At 39.3% G+C, this 19,604-nt stretch carries 16 protein-coding genes, 7 tRNA genes and 3 rRNA genes; 3 read left to right on the top strand and 23 right to left on the bottom strand.

The annotated features are described in order from the left end of the window. Positions 1–3: 3 nt before the first annotated feature. The 13 genes from CEF14_RS15075 to CEF14_RS15015 all read right to left on the bottom strand — a co-directional run bounded on the left by CEF14_RS15075 (position 4) and on the right by CEF14_RS15015 (position 8,811). Complete coding sequence (locus CEF14_RS15075) at positions 4–624, bottom strand: anti-sigma factor family protein (protein WP_102693583.1); 621 nt, start codon at positions 622–624, stop codon at positions 4–6. Positions 625–636: 12 nt separating this feature from the next. Further along, entirely contained in the window at positions 637–1,200 is a 564-nt protein-coding gene (gene sigW / locus CEF14_RS15070; RefSeq protein ID WP_102693582.1) for an RNA polymerase sigma factor SigW, read from the bottom strand. A gap of 385 nt (positions 1,201–1,585) precedes the next feature. Beyond that, positions 1,586–2,491, bottom strand: a complete 906-nt coding sequence (gene rocF, locus CEF14_RS15065) for an arginase (protein WP_102693581.1) — start codon at positions 2,489–2,491, stop codon at positions 1,586–1,588. 296 nt (positions 2,492–2,787) lie between these two features. Next, positions 2,788–2,860: transfer RNA gene (locus CEF14_RS15060), tRNA-Lys, on the bottom strand. A gap of 13 nt (positions 2,861–2,873) precedes the next feature. Next, positions 2,874–2,948, bottom strand: a tRNA-Gln gene (locus CEF14_RS15055). Between the two features lie 5 nt (positions 2,949–2,953). Next, positions 2,954–3,037, bottom strand: a tRNA-Tyr gene (locus CEF14_RS15050). 7 nt (positions 3,038–3,044) lie between these two features. Then, positions 3,045–3,120: transfer RNA gene (locus tag CEF14_RS15045), tRNA-Val, on the bottom strand. 27 nt (positions 3,121–3,147) lie between these two features. Beyond that, positions 3,148–3,222: transfer RNA gene (locus tag CEF14_RS15040), tRNA-Glu, on the bottom strand. A 110-nt stretch (positions 3,223–3,332) separates the two neighbouring features. Next, a tRNA-Thr gene (locus CEF14_RS15035) sits at positions 3,333–3,405 on the bottom strand. A gap of 13 nt (positions 3,406–3,418) precedes the next feature. Continuing rightward, positions 3,419–3,495: transfer RNA gene (locus CEF14_RS15030), tRNA-Asn, on the bottom strand. Between the two features lie 223 nt (positions 3,496–3,718). Beyond that, positions 3,719–3,835 (bottom strand): 5S ribosomal RNA (gene rrf / locus CEF14_RS15025). Between the two features lie 188 nt (positions 3,836–4,023). Beyond that, positions 4,024–6,952, bottom strand: a 23S ribosomal RNA gene (locus CEF14_RS15020). A 311-nt stretch (positions 6,953–7,263) separates the two neighbouring features. Further along, a 16S ribosomal RNA gene (locus CEF14_RS15015) occupies positions 7,264–8,811 on the bottom strand. The 16S, 23S and 5S rRNA genes sit together here with 7 tRNA genes alongside, the layout of an rRNA operon. A gap of 384 nt (positions 8,812–9,195) precedes the next feature. Between CEF14_RS15015 and CEF14_RS15010 the strand changes: the two genes are divergently transcribed. Next, positions 9,196–9,816: a hypothetical protein gene (locus CEF14_RS15010; RefSeq protein WP_211284624.1), complete on the top strand. Its 621-nt coding sequence runs from the start codon at positions 9,196–9,198 to the stop codon at positions 9,814–9,816. Positions 9,817–9,944: 128 nt separating this feature from the next. Here the strand turns inward: CEF14_RS15010 and CEF14_RS15005 are convergent, their stop codons facing one another. After that, entirely contained in the window at positions 9,945–10,634 is a 690-nt protein-coding gene (locus tag CEF14_RS15005) for a KinB-signaling pathway activation protein (protein WP_102694425.1), read from the bottom strand. Between the two features lie 149 nt (positions 10,635–10,783). Here CEF14_RS15005 and gerD point away from each other — a divergent pair, with 149 nt between their 5' ends. After that, positions 10,784–11,395 carry a spore germination lipoprotein GerD gene (gene gerD, locus CEF14_RS15000; protein ID WP_102693579.1) on the top strand — a complete coding sequence of 204 codons (612 nt, stop codon included), beginning with the start codon at positions 10,784–10,786 and terminating at the stop codon, positions 11,393–11,395. A gap of 106 nt (positions 11,396–11,501) precedes the next feature. On the opposite strand, the gene CEF14_RS14995 is transcribed toward gerD, so the two are convergent. From CEF14_RS14995 to CEF14_RS14970, 6 genes are all read right to left on the bottom strand, one after another. Then, entirely contained in the window at positions 11,502–12,563 is a 1,062-nt protein-coding gene (locus CEF14_RS14995) for an Mrp/NBP35 family ATP-binding protein (RefSeq protein WP_170061525.1), read from the bottom strand. Between the two features lie 72 nt (positions 12,564–12,635). Further along, positions 12,636–13,349, bottom strand: coding sequence for an N-acetylmuramoyl-L-alanine amidase CwlD (gene cwlD / locus CEF14_RS14990; RefSeq protein ID WP_102693578.1), 714 nt, complete (start codon positions 13,347–13,349; stop codon positions 12,636–12,638). 225 nt (positions 13,350–13,574) lie between these two features. Next, entirely contained in the window at positions 13,575–13,961 is a 387-nt protein-coding gene (locus CEF14_RS14985; RefSeq protein WP_102693577.1) for a DUF3887 domain-containing protein, read from the bottom strand. Next, complete coding sequence (locus CEF14_RS14980; protein WP_102693576.1) at positions 13,958–14,641, bottom strand: YhfC family glutamic-type intramembrane protease; 684 nt, start codon at positions 14,639–14,641, stop codon at positions 13,958–13,960. Before CEF14_RS14980 ends, CEF14_RS14985 begins: the two co-directional genes overlap by 4 nt. A 118-nt stretch (positions 14,642–14,759) precedes the next feature. Beyond that, positions 14,760–16,073, bottom strand: coding sequence for a GHKL domain-containing protein (locus tag CEF14_RS14975; protein WP_102693575.1), 1,314 nt, complete (start codon positions 16,071–16,073; stop codon positions 14,760–14,762). Further along, entirely contained in the window at positions 16,073–16,807 is a 735-nt protein-coding gene (locus CEF14_RS14970) for a LytR/AlgR family response regulator transcription factor (protein ID WP_102694423.1), read from the bottom strand. Before CEF14_RS14970 ends, CEF14_RS14975 begins: the two co-directional genes overlap by 1 nt. A 255-nt stretch (positions 16,808–17,062) precedes the next feature. On the opposite strand from CEF14_RS14970, the gene CEF14_RS14965 reads away from it, so the two are divergent. Beyond that, positions 17,063–17,653 (top strand): undecaprenyl-diphosphatase, encoded by a 591-nt coding sequence (locus CEF14_RS14965; protein ID WP_102693574.1) that lies wholly within the window; start codon positions 17,063–17,065, stop codon positions 17,651–17,653. A 159-nt stretch (positions 17,654–17,812) separates the two neighbouring features. Here the strand turns inward: CEF14_RS14965 and rpsI are convergent, their stop codons facing one another. From rpsI to truA, 3 genes are all read right to left on the bottom strand, one after another. Beyond that, complete coding sequence (rpsI, locus tag CEF14_RS14960) at positions 17,813–18,205, bottom strand: 30S ribosomal protein S9 (RefSeq protein ID WP_102693573.1); 393 nt, start codon at positions 18,203–18,205, stop codon at positions 17,813–17,815. 22 nt (positions 18,206–18,227) lie between these two features. Next, positions 18,228–18,665, bottom strand: coding sequence for a 50S ribosomal protein L13 (gene rplM, locus CEF14_RS14955; protein WP_102693572.1), 438 nt, complete (start codon positions 18,663–18,665; stop codon positions 18,228–18,230). A gap of 179 nt (positions 18,666–18,844) precedes the next feature. Next, a complete protein-coding gene (gene truA / locus CEF14_RS14950; protein WP_102693571.1) occupies positions 18,845–19,594 on the bottom strand; it encodes a tRNA pseudouridine(38-40) synthase TruA in 750 nt (249 codons plus the stop codon). Positions 19,595–19,604: the final 10 nt, after the last annotated feature.

The raw sequence follows: 19,604 nt of genomic DNA, 5'->3' as shown, positions 1-19,604 counted from the left end.
AGTTTATTCATTTTTATCAATAAAAGACCAAGCACTTTTCACGCTACTTTTAATTTTATACCAAAGCCATTCAAAAACTTCATCAACTTCCTCAATCTGTCCAGTAACATTTGCAGTTGAAGCCATATATTTACCATTAATAACCGTAATATTGCCATCAACTTTTCCTTTTACAAGGATATCACCATTCTTCACAACGATATCGCCTTTAACCGTCTTCCCTTCTGGTACGATTACAGTTTGACCTTTCACTTGTAAATCAGGTTGTTTTGAAAATGAAAATTCTTGATCATTATTGTAGCCAGAAAAGAGGGAAGCACTCATCAGAATGCAAAACATTGCTGCTGCAACCAAAATTGGATGTCTACGAATCCATCGTTGCACACCAGTACGCATCTTTGTTTTTGGAAGCCTTTGCATCACTTGTTCCACAAAATTTGAAGGTGCTTCAATAACGGCTGCACTTTTTACGAATGCTATTGTCCTAGTTAACTCTTGCATATGTTTTTGACAATCATCACAATCTTTCATAAATGACTTCAATTCTTGCTCATGTTCGCGACTAATATCCCCATCTAAATATTCATGCATGTATCGCACGATATGGTCAGGGCATTTACCCATAGTGAAAACCCCCTACAAATTGCTCAATTGCTTTCTAAGCACTTCACGCCCTCGGTGAATACGCGTTTTCACAGTCCCTAGTGGCATATCTAGTATTTCGCTAATTTCCTGCAACGGCAATTCTTCAATATACTTCAAGATAATGACGGTTCGATACTTTTCTGGCAAGCCACTAATTTCATATTGAATTCTTTCTTGTAGCTCCATTCTTTCAATCTCTTCTTCAGGGAGCCGATCTGTTGAAGAAATCTGAGAATACATATCGAGTCCATCCGTACCTGCAACTTCTGCATCTAAGTAATAGTCCGGTTTCTTTTTTCTTATTCGGTCTATACACAAATTTGTTGCAATACGAAATAACCAGGTAGAAAATTTCCTTTTTAAATCGAAAGTGTGCAAGTTTGTATATGCACGTATAAAAGCTTCCTGTGCTATATCCTCTGCTTCGTGTTGGTTGTTAAGCATGCGGTAGCATACTTGATAAACTTTTTGCTGATAGAGACTCACAATATCTGAATACGCATGTTGGTCACCTTTCAGCACTTGCTTTATTCTTTTGTTGATTAACGCATCCATGTGAATTCTCCTCCGCCATGCGGCTGTCCATAATATACGAAACGACCTCTCAATTAGTTTCACTTTTGTTTCACATTTTTTAAATTATGATATTATATTTATTATACCAATTTTACCTTACAACTTTTATCATTTTATACACATTCATGTAAAATATAAAAAAATAGATTAAAAGAGAAAATACTTCATCATAATTGAAATAATTATGTATCACCTGATTAAGGCTACCGGAGAATTAATAAACACTGCGCGCAAAAAGTATCTATCATAGCTATAATCACCTTTCTTATTTATATCTTTTAAAGAAAAAAACTGTAGATAAACTCTATTTTCTTCGAGTTTATCTACAGTCGGAGATATAAAACAGGGAAACCGCTCATTCTTTTTAAACTAAAGTCTCACCAAATAATGAACCCATTAAAGCAACTGCTACGTCAGCTGTTTTATTTCTTTCATCAAGTATTGGATTGACTTCTACAAATTCTGCAGATGTAACTAAACCTGATTCTTGCAACATTTCCATGGCTAGATGACTTTCTCTGTATGTTATTCCACCTGGTACTGGAGTTCCTACTCCTGGAGTATATATCGGATCAATGCCATCTAAATCTAGAGATAAATGAACGCCATCTACATTTTGACCTTTTAAATAAATAATTGCATCTTGTATAACATCAGTCATGCCTAGACGATCAATTTCATGCATTGAATATACTTTTATACCTTTTTCACGAATTAATTCCTTCTCACCCTGATCAATAGAACGTGCACCGATAATAACAATATTCTCAGGTTTTACTTTAGGCGCATATCCTTTAATATTTACCAAACCTTCATCACCAATACCCATGCTAACAGCTAATGGCATGCCATGAATATTTCCTGAGGGTGATGTTTCACTTGTATTCATATCTGCGTGAGCATCATACCAAATAACACCTAGATTTTCGTAGTGATCTGAAATTCCAGCTAATGTACCTATCGCAATACTATGATCACCACCCAGTACTAAAGGGAATCTTCCTTTCTCTACTATTTCATGAACTTTTTGAGCTAACTTAGTATTTGCTTCAATAACTGCCTCTAAATTTCTTAATGCTGAATTTGTAGAACTTTCTTTTTTTGAATGGTCAATATAGATATCCCCATCATCTATTACTGTATGACCAATATTTATTAAACGTTCAACCGCGCCAGCATAGCGAATTGCACTTGGTCCCATATCAACGCCTCTGCGTAACTGCCCCATATCCATAGGAACCCCAATCATTGATATTTTTAATGATTCCATGAATTGATCCCCCCTTTGTCAGCTAATTCTATTGTAACGGCAGGAATACTCATGGCTCAACTTATCATTTTTCTGTATTTTTATTCAATTCTAAATTCTTTTAACATGACTAACCCTTTTTATACAAAAGAAGTAAGAAAGAGATTATTTTACTTACTAAATAAAGAAATAGAAACCAAGGGATCAATTCTAATCACTTACAGGTAAAATAACTAGTGATAAACTTGCATCGATAATAGAAAACAAAAAAACCTTCTTCCTTAATAAATAAGAAGAAGGTTTGAATTTATGAATGATGAGTCATGCAGGATTCGAACCAGCGACCCTCTGATTAAAAGTCAGATGCTCTACCAACTGAGCTAATGACTCATAACATAAAAAATGGCTGGGGTACCTGGATTCGAACCAGGGCATGACGGAATCAAAATCCGTTGCCTTACCGCTTGGCTATACCCCAATAAATGGTGGAGGGGGGCAGATTCGAACTGCCGAACCCGAAGGAGCGGATTTACAGTCCGCCGCGTTTAGCCTCTTCGCTACCCCTCCGTTACAGTGGTGGAGGATGACGGGATCGAACCGCCGACCCCCTGCTTGTAAGGCAGGTGCTCTCCCAGCTGAGCTAATCCTCCAAATGGTAAATATTTATTTATTAAAAGTGGTGACCCCTACGAGATTCGAACTCGTGTTACCGCCGTGAAAGGGCGGTGTCTTAACCGCTTGACCAAGGGGCCGTCCAAAAAATTATGTGTCTCTAACAGGACATGAATTATAATATCACGTTTCAGTTATCTTTGCAACCCTTTTAAGAAAAAATTTCAATTTTCCTCTAATAAATTTTGAAAGCTTCCAACCGGGCTCGAACCGGTGACCTCTTCCTTACCATGGAAGCACTCTACCTGCTGAGCTATGGAAGCACAGACAAAAAAATGGCTCCGAAGGCAGGACTCGAACCTGCGACCCTCTGATTAACAGTCAGATGCTGCTACCAACTGAGCTACTTCGGAACAATATTATTATGATGCTACTTCGAATACACTTATTATTATAACAGGATATTAAAAACTTGCAAGTATTTTTTTCGGAAATTACTAAATGTTTTCTCTTTTTTATGCTTGTAGTCTAATCGATGTTTTTTCTGTGAAATTTTGTATTTACACTATCATTGCAATCTTATTATATTAATATATAAAAAAGGTACTACTGATAATATCCGTAGTACCTTAGTGTGCCTAGCAACGTCCTACTCTCGCAGGGGGACAGCCCCCAACTACCATCGGCGCTAAAGAGCTTAACTTCTGTGTTCGGCATGGGAACAGGTGTGACCTCTTTGCCATCATTACTAGACCTTCGATTTACAATCTACTTCGCATTACTTCGTCAACTTCACTCATTCGAATCCTCATGTACATAAGTACACTCCGGTTCTCACTCGTTCGTTTCCTCGTACTGCTCGTATCTTGAAAATCTCATCTATAGAAAGATTTGTTCTTTCAAAACTGGATAAACGTTTATTGAAGTTCTTAAATCAACTTTTGGTTAAGTCCTCGATCGATTAGTATTCGTCAGCTCCATGTGTCACCACACTTCCACCTCGAACCTATCTACCTTGTCGTCTTCAAGGGATCTTACTTACTTGCGTAATGGGAAATCTCATCTTGAGGGGGGCTTCATGCTTAGATGCTTTCAGCACTTATCCCGTCCACACATAGCTACCCAGCGATGCTCTTGGCAGAACAACTGGTACACCAGCGGTGTGTCCATCCCGGTCCTCTCGTACTAAGGACAGCTCCTCTCAAATTTCCTACGCCCACGACGGATAGGGACCGAACTGTCTCACGACGTTCTGAACCCAGCTCGCGTACCGCTTTAATGGGCGAACAGCCCAACCCTTGGGACCGACTACAGCCCCAGGATGCGATGAGCCGACATCGAGGTGCCAAACCTCCCCGTCGATGTGGACTCTTGGGGGAGATAAGCCTGTTATCCCCGGGGTAGCTTTTATCCGTTGAGCGATGGCCCTTCCATGCGGAACCACCGGATCACTAAGCCCGTCTTTCGACCCTGCTCGACTTGTAGGTCTCGCAGTCAAGCTCCCTTGTGCCTTTACACTCTGCGAATGATTTCCAACCATTCTGAGGGAACCTTTGGGCGCCTCCGTTACTCTTTAGGAGGCGACCGCCCCAGTCAAACTGTCCGCCTGACACTGTCTCCTACCCCGCTTAGGGGTACGGGTTAGAATTTCAATACAGCTGGGGTAGTATCCCAAGGACGCCTCCACCGAAGCTGGCGCTCCGGTCTCTCTGGCTCCTACCTATCCTGTACAAGCTGTACCAAAATTCAATATCAGGCTACAGTAAAGCTCCACGGGGTCTTTCCGTCCTGTCGCGGGTAACCTGCATCTTCACAGGTACTATAATTTCACCGAGTCTCTCGTTGAGACAGTGCCCAGATCGTTACGCCTTTCGTGCGGGTCGGAACTTACCCGACAAGGAATTTCGCTACCTTAGGACCGTTATAGTTACGGCCGCCGTTTACTGGGGCTTCGGTTCTCACCTTCGCTTGCGCTAAGCAATCCCCTTAACCTTCCAGCACCGGGCAGGCGTCAGCCCCTATACGTCACCTTACGGTTTTGCAGAGACCTGTGTTTTTGCTAAACAGTCGCCTGGGCCTATTCACTGCGGCTCTCTCGGGCTTGCACCCTACTAGAGCACCCCTTCTCCCGAAGTTACGGGGTCATTTTGCCGAGTTCCTTAACGAGAGTTCTCTCGCTCACCTTAGGATTCTCTCCTCGACTACCTGTGTCGGTTTGCGGTACGGGCACCTCCTACCTCGCTAGAGGCTTTTCTTGACAGTGTGAAATCAGGAACTTCGCTCATACGAGCTCGCCATCATAGCTCAACGTTATAGAGAGCGGATTTGCCTACTCTCACGTCTTACTATTTAGACGCACATAACCAACAGTGCGCTTACCCTATCCTACTGTGTCCCCCCATTACTCAAATGGTAGGGAGGTGGTACAGGAATATCAACCTGTTATCCATCGCCTACGCCTGTCGGCCTCGGCTTAGGTCCCGACTAACCCTGAGAGGACGAGCCTTCCTCAGGAAACCTTAGTCATTCGGTGGATGGGATTCTCACCCATCTTTCGCTACTCATACCGGCATTCTCACTTCTAAGCGCTCCACCAGTCCTTCCGGTCTGACTTCACAGCACTTAGAACGCTCTCCTACCACAGACATCGTAGATGTCTATCCACAGCTTCGGTGAATTGTTTAGCCCCGATACATTTTCGGCGCAGCGTCACTCGACCAGTGAGCTATTACGCACTCTTTAAATGGTGGCTGCTTCTGAGCCAACATCCTGGTTGTCTAAGCAACGTCACATCCTTTTCCACTTAACAATTACTTTGGGACCTTAGCTGGTGGTCTGGGCTGTTTCCCTTTTGACTACGGATCTTATCACTCGCAGTCTGACTCCCGTGCATAAATCACTGGCATTCGGAGTTTGTCTGAATTCGGTAATCCGGGATGGACCCCTAGTCCAAACAGTGCTCTACCTCCAGGATTCTCTATCACGAGGCTAGCCCTAAAGCTATTTCGGAGAGAACCAGCTATCTCCAAGTTCGATTGGAATTTCTCCGCTACCCACACCTCATCCCCGCACTTTTCAACGTGCGTGGGTTCGGGCCTCCAGTAAGTGTTACCTTACCTTCACCCTGGACATGGGTAGATCACCTGGTTTCGGGTCTACGACCACATACTCATTCGCCCTATTCAGACTCGCTTTCGCTACGGCTCCGTCTTTTCAACTTAACCTTGCATGTAATCGTAACTCGCCGGTTCATTCTACAAAAGGCACGCTATCACCCATTAACGGGCTCTAACTACTTGTAGGCACATGGTTTCAGGATCTCTTTCACTCCCCTCCCGGGGTGCTTTTCACCTTTCCCTCACGGTACTGGTTCACTATCGGTCACTAGAGAGTATTTAGCCTTAGGAGATGGTCCTCCCAGATTCCGACGGAATTTCACGTGTTCCGCCGTACTCAGGATCCACTCTGGAGGGAATGAACTTTTGACTACAGGACTGTTACCTTCTTCGGTAGGTCTTTCCAAACCGCTTCGTCTAATTCATTCCTTTGTAACTCCGTATAGAGTGTCCTACAACCCCAAGAGGCAAGCCTCTTGGTTTGGGCTCTTCCCATTTCGCTCGCCGCTACTAAGGGAATCGAATTTTCTTTCTCTTCCTTCAGGTACTTAGATGTTTCAGTTCCCTGAGTCTGCCATCATGACGCTATGTATTCACGTCAAGATACTGTCCCATTACGAACAGTGGGTTCCCCCATTCGGAAATCTCCGGATCATAGCTTACTTACAGCTCCCCGAAGCATATCGGTGTTAGTGCCGTCCTTCATCGGCTTCTAGTGCCAAGGCATCCGCCATGCGCCCTTAATAACTTAACCTTCAGTTTTCAATACACATCGCATTACGTCGTCAATTTCACTCGTTCAAATCCTCATGCACCAAAGTGCACTCCGGTTTTCACTCACTCATTTCCTAGTACTACTCGTGTCTTGAAACCTTTTACAACTTTCAAGTTATTAAGCCTAAAAAATTTAAAACTTAATATAAAAAAATGTGTTACTTAAGAATTTCTTCAATGTCGTTTTATCCAGTTTTCAAAGAACAAGTTTTGAAAGCGATGAGCCTTCAAAACTGAACAGCAACCGTTAATCTTACAGACCCAAGGTCTGTATTCCGAAATATTCCTTAGAAAGGAGGTGATCCAGCCGCACCTTCCGATACGGCTACCTTGTTACGACTTCACCCCAATCATCTATCCCACCTTCGGCGGCTGGCTCCAAAAGGTTACCTCACCGACTTCGGGTGTTACAAACTCTCGTGGTGTGACGGGCGGTGTGTACAAGGCCCGGGAACGTATTCACCGCGGCATGCTGATCCGCGATTACTAGCGATTCCGGCTTCATGTAGGCGAGTTGCAGCCTACAATCCGAACTGAGAACGGTTTTATGAGATTAGCGTGCTCTCGCGAGTTAGCGACTCTTTGTACCGTCCATTGTAGCACGTGTGTAGCCCAGGTCATAAGGGGCATGATGATTTGACGTCATCCCCACCTTCCTCCGGTTTGTCACCGGCAGTCACCTTAGAGTGCCCAACTAAATGATGGCAACTAAGATTAAGGGTTGCGCTCGTTGCGGGACTTAACCCAACATCTCACGACACGAGCTGACGACAACCATGCACCACCTGTCACCAATGTCCCCGAAGGGAAAACTCTATCTCTAGAGTGGTCACTGGGATGTCAAGACCTGGTAAGGTTCTTCGCGTTGCTTCGAATTAAACCACATGCTCCACCGCTTGTGCGGGCCCCCGTCAATTCCTTTGAGTTTCAACCTTGCGGTCGTACTCCCCAGGCGGAGTGCTTAATGCGTTAGCTGCAGCACTAAGGGGCGGAAACCCCCTAACACTTAGCACTCATCGTTTACGGCATGGACTACCAGGGTATCTAATCCTGTTTGCTCCCCATGCTTTCGCGCCTCAGCGTCAGTTGCAGACCAGAAAGTCGCCTTCGCCACTGGTGTTCCTCCAAATCTCTACGCATTTCACCGCTACACTTGGAATTCCACTTTCCTCTTCTGCACTCAAGTCTCCCAGTTTCCAATGACCCTCCACGGTTAAGCCGTGGGCTTTCACATCAGACTTAAGAAACCGCCTGCGCGCGCTTTACGCCCAATAAATCCGGACAACGCTTGCCACCTACGTATTACCGCGGCTGCTGGCACGTAGTTAGCCGTGGCTTTCTAATAAGGTACCGTCAAGGTACGTTCATTTCCTAACGTACTTGTTCTTCCCTTACAACAGAGTTTTACGATCCGAAAACCTTCATCACTCACGCGGCGTTGCTCCATCAGACTTTCGTCCATTGTGGAAGATTCCCTACTGCTGCCTCCCGTAGGAGTTTGGGCCGTGTCTCAGTCCCAATGTGGCCGATCACCCTCTCAGGTCGGCTATGCATCGTCGCCTTGGTAGGCCGTTACCCCACCAACTAGCTAATGCACCGCGGGCCCATCCTATAGTGACGCGAAAGCGCCTTTCAGCATTTCACCATGAGGTGAAATGGATTATCCGGTATTAGCTCCGGTTTCCCGAAGTTATCCCAGTCTACAGGGCAGGTTGCCCACGTGTTACTCACCCGTCCGCCGCTAAATCAGAGGAGCAAGCTCCTCGTCATTCGCTCGACTTGCATGTATTAGGCACGCCGCCAGCGTTCGTCCTGAGCCAGGATCAAACTCTCCATAAAAAGTAAAGTTTGAAAGCTCATTTGCTTTGCTAGCGTTATCTATTTGATAACAATTTGTCCTTGTCACTAACAGAAGTTAGTGATCAAAGTTTATTGATTAACGTTTGCTTGTTCAGTTTTCAAGGTTCATATCTTATCGTTATCTTAACGACTTATAAATCTTATCACATCTAACTCGTAAAGTCAACAACTTTTTTTATTAGAAGTTTTAAGTTTTATTATTTGTTTGTTTTCTCTTAACGAGTCAACGTTGATAACTATACGCCCCTTTTAAATAAATGTCAACATATAAGTTAAAAGTTTTAAAAAGTTGATTGCAATCATATATATACCCATGAGGTGAGCATACTGATTAAAAGAATACTTATATCGACAATTGTTATGATGGCTTTACTGTTAATTTTTATTCCTTCTAAAAATTCAATAATAGAAGTTTTTCGTTTAACAGATGAACCAAACGTAATTACAAAAGGAACTTATGGTATGTCTTTGACGATAGATTTGTCCTATGCAGATGCGCAGTTTATAGAATGGTTAAACGAAATTAAAACTCCCTATCCTTTATTAATGGTAGATACTGACTTATTAAAAAGATCTCCTACTCTTGTTAAAGTTATTCAATCAAAAAATATTCCAATAGGGCTGTTGGGGAAAAGCAGTGATTTTTATGAGATGAATCCTTCTCAACTTGAAAAGGATATTAGCACTTTTAGTACAATTATGAAGCAACCACCTCTTTGGTTTAGAACAAAGGATTATATTTTCCTACCAGGAGTAACCAAAGTTTTATGGAAGGAACAGATTAACATGTTAGCGGCATCTAAAATCCAAACAAGTCAAGATGATTTAAAGCTTTCAAAAGGTGATATTGTATCTATCCCTTACCACCAAGAAGAACGGTTACAACTAAAACAAATTGATCGACTAATTGAAAGAAACTCTTTTCAATCAATAGAACAAACTATTTTTGGATACTCTATTAAAACGAAAAAATCTCCAGAATAAAAAGAGATGCTCAAAATCACTTTGAGCATCTCTTTTCGAACCAGCACAAAAAAAGTTTAAGGACAACTCGACAGTTTCATTTTGTTTTGCCTTATTGTTTTGCCTTATCATTTTGGCTTTCTTCTAAGTTATTTTTCATTTAGTATTTTTACTTCTTGTCCATTACGTATTTTACGGCGTTCTTCCCGTTTTTTTAGATCTTCAGCAGACTTTGCATTATATTTCGGGAGCTCCAATAATTGGAACGCATTTACTGCAAGAATTGGGAATAATAATAATGTAATATATTCATTACCCCCAAAAGATCGTACCCAAAGTGCAATGAGCCATTCAATAATGCTAACAAAAATCATAAAAAACAATGCTGAAATTAGAATATGTTTTTTACCAGTCATTTTAACTTTTTTAATTGCTGTTATACTTGCTGCTACAACTAATACAAGTAATAATCCTATGTATAGGAGCCAATCATTAGCGCTGTGTGCATATGGCTTGAAGCGGAATATTATAACGTCTATCAATGCAATCATTATTAATAATATTTGTACCCAATTCCATAAAGTTAATGATCGGCAAATATTAACACCAATCTGATGTACTGTTAAATAGGCAAAGTATCCCATTTGGCAAATCATACTCATTGTAAAACCAAGAAAGATAAACCATAAAAGGCCTCCAAATGCTTCTCCCCATTCACCCTTTGAAAAATGTAGTGCATAAAAGTCTCCCCAACGAACGATTAAACTCATTAACCCGGTAACAACTCCACCAATTATGAGTGCTCTAAATGCAAATTTAAACCAATTTCGTATTGTCACGATTAAAAGGCCTCCGTTTTTTACAGGTTCTTGTTTTATTCTAACAACCAATGTAGGAAAAATCTATTTCTTCCCTCCATCCGTACATAAAGTAAATGCAATTGTGAACAATAATTGAAACGACTTATGCGAAAGTGAGGGAAGTATAAATGTACAAAAAAGCCGCTGTAAGTTTCACTCTTCTATTCGTTATTCTATCTGGATGCTCTAACTCCTCTCCCGTACAACCAAATCAGTCCTACGATGATATAAAAAAATCCACTCTTGATGCTTTACAAACAGAAGAAGGGAAAAAGATATTCCGAAAGATATTAGAGGATCCATCGATGCGTGATTTACTCGTATTGGAACATGATGATGTAAAAAAAGCGGTACAGGAAACTTTAATGTCAAAGAAAGCAGAAGAGTATTGGAAAAAACAATTTGAAGACCCTAAATTCCGTGAGACTTTTGCAAAAAGCATGAAAAAAGAGCAAAAAGATTTAGCTAAAGATTTAATGAAAGATGCTTCATTTCAAAAAGACTTAGAACAGTTCTTTTCTCAACCTGATATGCAAAAGCAATTAGAAAAAATTATGAAGTCTTCAAATTCTAAAAAGGAAATGGAAAAAGTTATTACAGAGGTCATTAATAGTCCACTACTACAAGAAAAATGGGCAAAGCTTATTCAATCTGCAGGTGAAAAAACATCAGAAGAGGGAAAATCAAAATCTGGTGGTGGCGGTGGTGGTGAAAATAAAGGGAAAAGCGAAGGCAAATAAAATTCAAGTTCGTTCTAAATTACTGTTAACTTTGTCTTCAACATATTGACAATATAAAGAGATGTATCATAAGTATCTGTGAATACTTATGATACATCTTTCTTTTTTATTCTTTATCTAATTTATCAATTACACGTTGTGCAATTTCAAGATAAGTTTGGCCAGTAGAGTGATTTTTTGCATAAACAGATGGAGCAAAGTCAACATCATTCCAATCTGGTTGTCCTAAAGGAATTTGTCCTAGTAACTCTGTACGAAGTTCGTCAGCTAATTTAGGACCGCCACCTTGACCAAATACATATTCTCGTTGTCCTGATACATCAGATTGGAACCAAGACATATTTTCAATAACACCTAGGATATTATGTTCTGTCTTAATAGCCATTGCACCTGCACGAGCTGCTACGAATGCTGCTGTCGGGTGTGGAGTTGTCACAACGATTTCGTTAGATTCAGGTAGCATTTGGTGAATATCCAATGCTACATCCCCTGTACCTGGAGGTAAATCTAATAGTAAATAATCAAGATCTCCCCAATCTACATCACGGAAGAATTGATCCAACACTTTACCAAGCATTGGGCCACGCCATACAACTGGTGCATTGTTTTCTACAAAGAATCCCATAGATATCATTTTCACACCAAAGCGTTCAACAGGAATAATACGATTTTCTTCAACAACAGGCATTGTTTGTACACCCATCATATCTGGAACACTAAAGCCATAGATATCTGCATCAATTAGGCCAACATTTTTGCCAAGGCGAGATAATGCAACTGCTAAGTTAACTGAAACAGTAGATTTACCTACGCCACCCTTACCTGATGCAATGGAAATAAATTTCACTTTATTTAATGGTGACAATAGATCTTGTGCTTCTGCACGTGTTGCAGTTCCACGGAATTTTTCAATTGCTTCAGATGAAAGTTCTGAGAATCGAATACCAACAGTTTTGCATCCAGCACCCTTTAATACATTAACTATTTCCATTTGAAGAGCAAGCTGTTCAGGTGTATTTGTTTTTGCAATCGCAATTTTTACACTAACATGTTCCTTTTCTTCTTTTATTGAAACTTCAACAATACCGCCAGTTTCAGTCAATGTTTTATGTAGAAAAGGATCTTTTAATTCTCCTACTAATTCTCGAACTTGTTGTTCATTGATCACTGTAGACACTCCTCTGATTATCATTTCGATTTTAGTATATCATAACGCTTTCAAATAGTATTGTGGCGCTACTCATTCTACAATAGAATCTGAATAGCGCTCGATTCCAGCTACAATTGCTTCGGCCATTTTTTGTTGGTAATCTGGTGAGGATAGTAATTCTGCTTCATTTGGATTGCTTAAAAACCCTGTTTCTATAAGTACTGATGGCATCTTAACCTTTTTGAGTAAATAGACTTGCTTAATAGCTAATGCTTCACGATCAGTATTTTTTAGCTGTTCTTTGATTGAATCTTGAATCGCTTTAGCTAATATCTCACCCGCAGGATGACCATCTTTATGATAAAATACTTGAGCGCCATGCCACTTTGATTCTGGAATGGCATTCGCATGAATGCTAATAAACAAATCTGGCTTTGCTTCATTCACCAATTTCTCTCTTAGAAAGATATCTTCTTTTTTTCTTTCTCTTAATGTTGAAAATTCGGCATTCGGTTGATGCTCAGTGATCACATCATCATCTTTCGTGCGTGTCATGACGACTTTTGCTCCCTTTTCTTTTAAGAGCTTTTCCACTTTTTGCGCAATTGCTAACGTTATATTTTTTTCTACAAGTTCTGATGTGGATGCACCACCATCAATTCCGCCATGTCCAGCATCTACTACAATTTTAACGCCACCTAAAGTTTCTGAAATAAAGAAGCCACGATTAGATGCTTTTGTTTCATACACAACTAAGAGTATACAAGCTAATAATACTACACTCCATATGAACCAACGTTTCAACCATAGACACCCCCTTTTACACTAACATATGCCTGTGTAAAGAAGTATATGTCGTCCCCTCTATTCAAAGTTGGACAATAATTATGTACATTATTCATTTCGAAATCACTTTTGGATGTGGATAAAAATACGCCCCGCTTTTACGGGGCGTTGAACCATATCTCTTGTTGTGAATATACACTATTTTATCCTGCTTAAAGAATCGTACTAGCACCAAAGGAAGTTTTACTTAATATATAATCCTGCCACTTCATCTTTATTATTAAAACTTATTGTAAAAACTCGATTGTTCTCACTATATTTTGCAACGAGAATGACAATATAAATACCATCTTTTTCTTCAACGGAAGATTTATCAATCTTTTCAAATTTACCAGATTGCTTGATAATAGGTGTAAGGTCTTGCATTTTATTTACGGATAATCCTGCAGTCATTTCAGCATCAAACATAGTATGCACTTCTTCATATTTGCCTTCATTTAATAATGAAACAATCTCCTCCCCTTTTGAGATATATTTTTTTGAAGTTGACTCATCCACTTTATTGCCACCACATCCGACAAGTCCTAGCATTACTAAAACACTAAACATTACAAATAAAATTTTCTTCATAGCAATACACCCTTTCTTTTTATCCATAAACTATAACTAAAAACAACTAACGCATAAATTGCTAAAGTTACTTCCAAAACCAATAACACTCGATCTTTGGGCAGGTATAACGGCATAATCCCGATGAGCGTATCAATAACACCATGTAGCATAATAGGAAGTATGATATAAAGAAAGCTCTTTCGCACAACACCTTGTAACACAATAATTGAAAGTCCAATATGAAGTAGCATCGCAAAGAAACGCTCGATACCACTGATAAAATAAGTACTACTATTGGAAAGAACGGTAGGATAAATCAATAAGGTTACCACACTACTACCAACCAATAGTACAGCTTCAATACCACCGTGCCCTGTTCCTAGTAAAAAGCCTGATTGCCAGTCCCTTTGTTTCATAAAAAAGCGTATAGAGATAAAACGAGCGAGCTCTTCAAAAATACCTGCTGATAAACCAATCATTATGGCAAATAAAATAGGTTGCGTAGCACTAAACATTGAATAGGCAACGCTATGCTCCGCTAAATATTGCAGTAATGGTATACGAAGTAAAACTTGCGAAACAACAAATGTAAGTACACCCAATACAAATGGAATATACCGCTTTTTATAACATGCATAGATCAATGCAATAAATGGTAACCCTATGCTTATGATTGCAGTGAAAACAATACCAGCCATTATCCCCCTCCTTAATGGAAGTGTATAAAATGAACGGTTTAAAAGATGTAGTTTGATCTTACTTGGTTCATTTTTCATCATAAATGGTCATAAAAAAATAGCGACACTTTTCGCATCACTATTTTTTTAGTATTAAAGTTTGAGTAAAATATGGGGCTTCAAAAGTCGTTTCTAAAGTAGCATAAGTGGTATTATCAATTATTCTCTTTAACGAAAACAGTCCATATCCTCGATTTCCTTCTTTGCTAGAATAACGTTTTTTGTATATCTGTTGTAAATTAATCACTTTGTGCTTGCAACTATTACACACAATAAAATACTGAGATTTTTCCATTTCAAAGAAAGCAAATTGTAATACTTTGTCCTTACTACAAACTGCTTCTTCAATCGCGTTATCTAAAATAACGGAAATGGCACGAATAAAATTGACAATGGGCATTGCAATCTCTTCAATTGTTTCTGGAATATCAACCATTACCTTCAATTGTTGTTGCTGCGCACTAATCATTTTTACACTCAACACACTTTTTACTTCAGGAATAGTAACACGTGATAACTTAACGATTTCCAACTTATGATTGTTGATCAATTTTGAAGTAGGGGCTAAAACATCATTATAAACCTGTTCGATTTGCTCTAAATTTTTGGCTCGAACAGCTTCCTCTAACGCTAATAGCACATTCATGTAATCGTGACGGAAAGTTGCTAATTCATCATGCATAAGTTCTAACTTCTCTACATAATTTAGGAGTTCCTTATCTAAACGCTCCTGTTGTTCTTCTAATAATTTACCTTTAGCTAAATGTGAACCAATTAAAACAATTAACAGCAACACGAAAAATAAAATAAATGCAGTAATATAACTTATTCGTCCATACTGTTGGTGCAATGTAGCTAATAGATTAGTGGCAGGATAAGTTAAAATTAACACTACAATAAGTCCGATACCCAGCAGCACATAGCTTACCTGATAAAGGGGGCTTTCCACAATAAACTGAGCTAGCCTATGAATCTGCTTTCGCAAAAGTAAAATACAAATGACAATTACAAACGAAACGATGAGGTGAATTATACTAGCTGTCCATAAATATAAATTAAATGGTGTTAGCATAAACAACCACATACCAACTTCTATTAACACCATTTTTACTAATGTAATACTTACCATACTGACTAACGCAAAATAAAAGTTTTGCATAAATGTTAGCGCATCTTGCATCAAACCTAAACTTAATAAGAACAGCAATAACATAATTATATTCAATTCAGGATAACCAGTGACTGTTACAACGAATCCAAGCAAAAATGTAAAGACGAGGCTTAAAGAAATCACCATTACATAGGACAGGCGATTGTACCGTATTAACTGAACATACAATAAGACATGACTTATCCCAATAAATACCAACGCCACCATATCATATGTATACATTACAACTCATCCTTTAACATTTGACGTACTTTGCGCACTGAACGGCGCGATACAGGAATGCGTTTCCCACTTTTTATTACAATCATTTTTTGTGCCACATCATAAGAAGAGATTTGTGCTTTATTGACAATATAGGATTGATGGCATCGGAATAATCGCGCATCTAAAGATTCAATTTCTTTTAACGTGCCATAAAAATGAATTAAACGATTAGCTGTCACTAAAGCTAAACGATGTGGCTCGTCAGTCATAATATATTCCACAGTAGCAAATGGTACCCGTACAGTTGTGTGCGTATTATCAACAATGAAATCATCATTTTCAATGTTATCGATATTTCGTGCTTGATAATGGAGCAAGCATTGTTCAAACATTCGGTAGCGTTCATCATATAGCAATCCTTTATCAATAAAAGTTAATGCTGAAACCATATATTGATATGAAATTGGAGCAAATTCGGAATGGGTTGTCACAAACACAATAATTCCTTGCGCATCATATTTTCGAATCTCTTGTGCTACTTTCAAACCCTTACGTTCCTCATTCTTAATTTCAATATCCAAAAAATATATCGGTATGTAATTGGTCAGAGGAATTTTTTCAATAATACGCTCACTCTTGCGTGTTACTTCAATGAAATCATACGGCAATTGGTATTCCCCGCAAATTTTCTCAACCATCCGCCGCATATGCTGTGCTTGAATCACATCATCTTCCAATATAAAAATACTCATGCAATCACTCATTTCAAAGCAATATATCAATAGCATACCATTCATCTCATAATATTTTCCAATTATTTTCATGTATAGAAGTTTATCTCCACATAATTTTTTGATCGCATTATCTTTTTAATAGATTTTTAATAATACTTTCATTTTATTTTTATTCATAAACTTTTTTACTGTAGTATCCTGAAATAGCGACAACTTTAATTAAGTTAATTCGTCAATTAATATAGAATTTATTTTGTGGAGGAATTAAAAGAAATGAATTACGAGCTATTTCAACAAATTAATGGACTAGCCGGACATTCCACATTATTGGATAATTTGATGATATTCCTTTCAAATAGTCTCCCATATGTGGTTGTCCTTCTGCTGTTATACCTTTGGTTTATAGGGAATAAACAAAAGGGTATCGAAATAAGATACACTACAGTATATGCTGCTTTTTCTGCAGCAATTGCATTATTTATTAATGTAATTATCCACTTTTTCTATTATCACCCCCGTCCATTTGTAACACACCATGTCCACAAATTAGTAGCGCATGCAGCAGACTCTTCATTCGTAAGTGATCATGCAGTATTAGTATTTGCGATTGCATGGACATTGTTTTTACGAAACACCCGTGGTAAATATATTATTTTACTGTGGGCTACAATGGTTGGACTTTCACGTATATATATTGGCGTTCATTATCCATATGACGTGATCGGAAGTATCGTACTTTCTTTGGCAACAAGTAGTCTTGTGGTTTATTTCTCAAAAAAACTTGAACCACTAGTACAAGTACTATTCCGCATTTACCATCGGATCAACAAGTTGGATAAGAACCAAAAAGAGCTATACAGATAGAAAAACGATTTCTAAGTGACCGTATAAAAGCGGTCACTTTTTTTATTATCGAAGAATTTCATATGCCTACCTAATTTCTCAACCTTATGGTTCTTACTTAAAAGGCATATAAAAAAGACTCCCAACCAAATCGGTTGAGAGTCTTGGAAGCACCAATAATTAACGTTTTGAGAATTGAGGTGCACGACGAGCGCCTTTAAGACCGTATTTTTTACGTTCTTTCATACGAGGGTCACGAGTAAGTAGACCTGCTGATTTAAGTGCTGGACGGAAATCAGGGTCAACTGTTAGTAACGCACGAGCGATACCGTGGCGGATTGCGCCTGCTTGACCTGTGAAACCACCACCGTTTACATTTACGTAAACATCATAGCTGCCTAGAGTTTCAGTTGCTACTAATGGTTGTTTAATAACTTCGCGTAAAGATGCGAATGGGACGTAGTTTTCAACGTCGCGGTTGTTGATAACGATTTTGCCTTCGCCTGGTACTAAACGTACGCGGGCAGTTGAGCTTTTACGACGACCTGTGCCGATATATTGAACTTGTGCCAAGGTTTGTATCCTCCTCTAATTATTATCCGCGAAGCTCGTAAGCTTCAGGTTTTTGTGCAGCATGTGGGTGTTCAGAACCAGTATAAACGTGTAGTTTGTTGAACATTTGACGACCTAAAGAGTTTTTAGGAAGCATGCCTTTGATTGCTAATTCCAACATTTGAGTTGGATATTTTTCTTTCATTTCGCCTGCTGTGCGAGTTTTTAAACCACCAGCAAATTGAGTGTGACGGTAGTAAATTTTATCTTTTAATTTGTTACCTGTTAACTCAATTTTTTCAGCGTTGATGATGATTACGTGATCACCTGTGTCAACGTTTGGTGTATAGATTGCTTTATGTTTACCACGTAAAATAGCAGCTACTTCAGAAGCTAGACGACCAAGAGTTTGGCCTTCAGCGTCTACAACTAACCATTTACGTTCTACTTCGTGACCTTTAGCCATGAATGTTGTACGCATTTTAGTATCCTCCTACAATTATCAAATTGTTTCTATTACTCTGTTCCAATTGTTTTCTTTATCCTCAAAAGCTAAGATTCGGGGCTTATCTTGTGGGGTAATGAAAATACCATATGTCATCTTACAACAAATAGCAATGTAAGTCAAGCATTTAGAGAAAAACACCTGGAAATGTTGCTTCAAGTATTATAGTGCACATTTTCTAGGTATAAACCTTGTGCTGGCGCAGTTTTCCCTGCTTTTCCTCTGTCCATAGATGCTATGATTTCAGCCAACTCGTTAGGCTTACGTTTAGCAATCCCAACTTCCCAAAGAGTACCTGCGATAATGCGCACCATATTATATAAAAAGCCATTACCTTCAATCACCATATGCAATTCTTCTCCATGCCACTCGAACGCTAAAGAAGAGACTGTTCGAACTTTGTCTTTCACACTTGTATTTGCCGCACAAAAACATGAAAAATCATGCGTTCCTAGAATGTACTGTGCTGCTTCCTCCATTGCCTCAACATCTGGCTTCACCCCATTGGTAGGTGTTGCATAAAAACGTCTAAAAGGACTCTGAATTGCTTCACATGACCAAATATAGCGATACCGCTTACCATGGACACTATAGCGCGCATGAAAGCCTTCAGCTACTTCCTCTATTTTCATTACACGAATATCTCTTGGCAATTGAACGTTTAATGCTCGTACATAACGATCAAGAGGAATAGATAAAGTTGTATCAAAATGGATAACCTGTCCTGTTGCATGAACCCTGGCATCCGTTCGACCACTTGCTGTCACATGGACGATCTCACCTTTATGCATTTTAGTCAGTACCTTTTCAATTTCCTCTTGTACAGTTCTTTGTTCAGGCTGTACTTGATATCCCGAAAAATTGGTACCATCATATGCGATGGTGGCTTTCATTCTTCTTTTCATCGTTATGCAA

Origin of the sequence: Rummeliibacillus pycnus (assembly GCF_002884495.1) — a bacterium.
In the GTDB taxonomy this organism is placed as follows: Bacteria; Bacillota; Bacilli; order Bacillales_A; family Planococcaceae; genus Rummeliibacillus; species Rummeliibacillus pycnus.
This window is presented reverse-complemented; position numbering and strand designations above follow the sequence as displayed.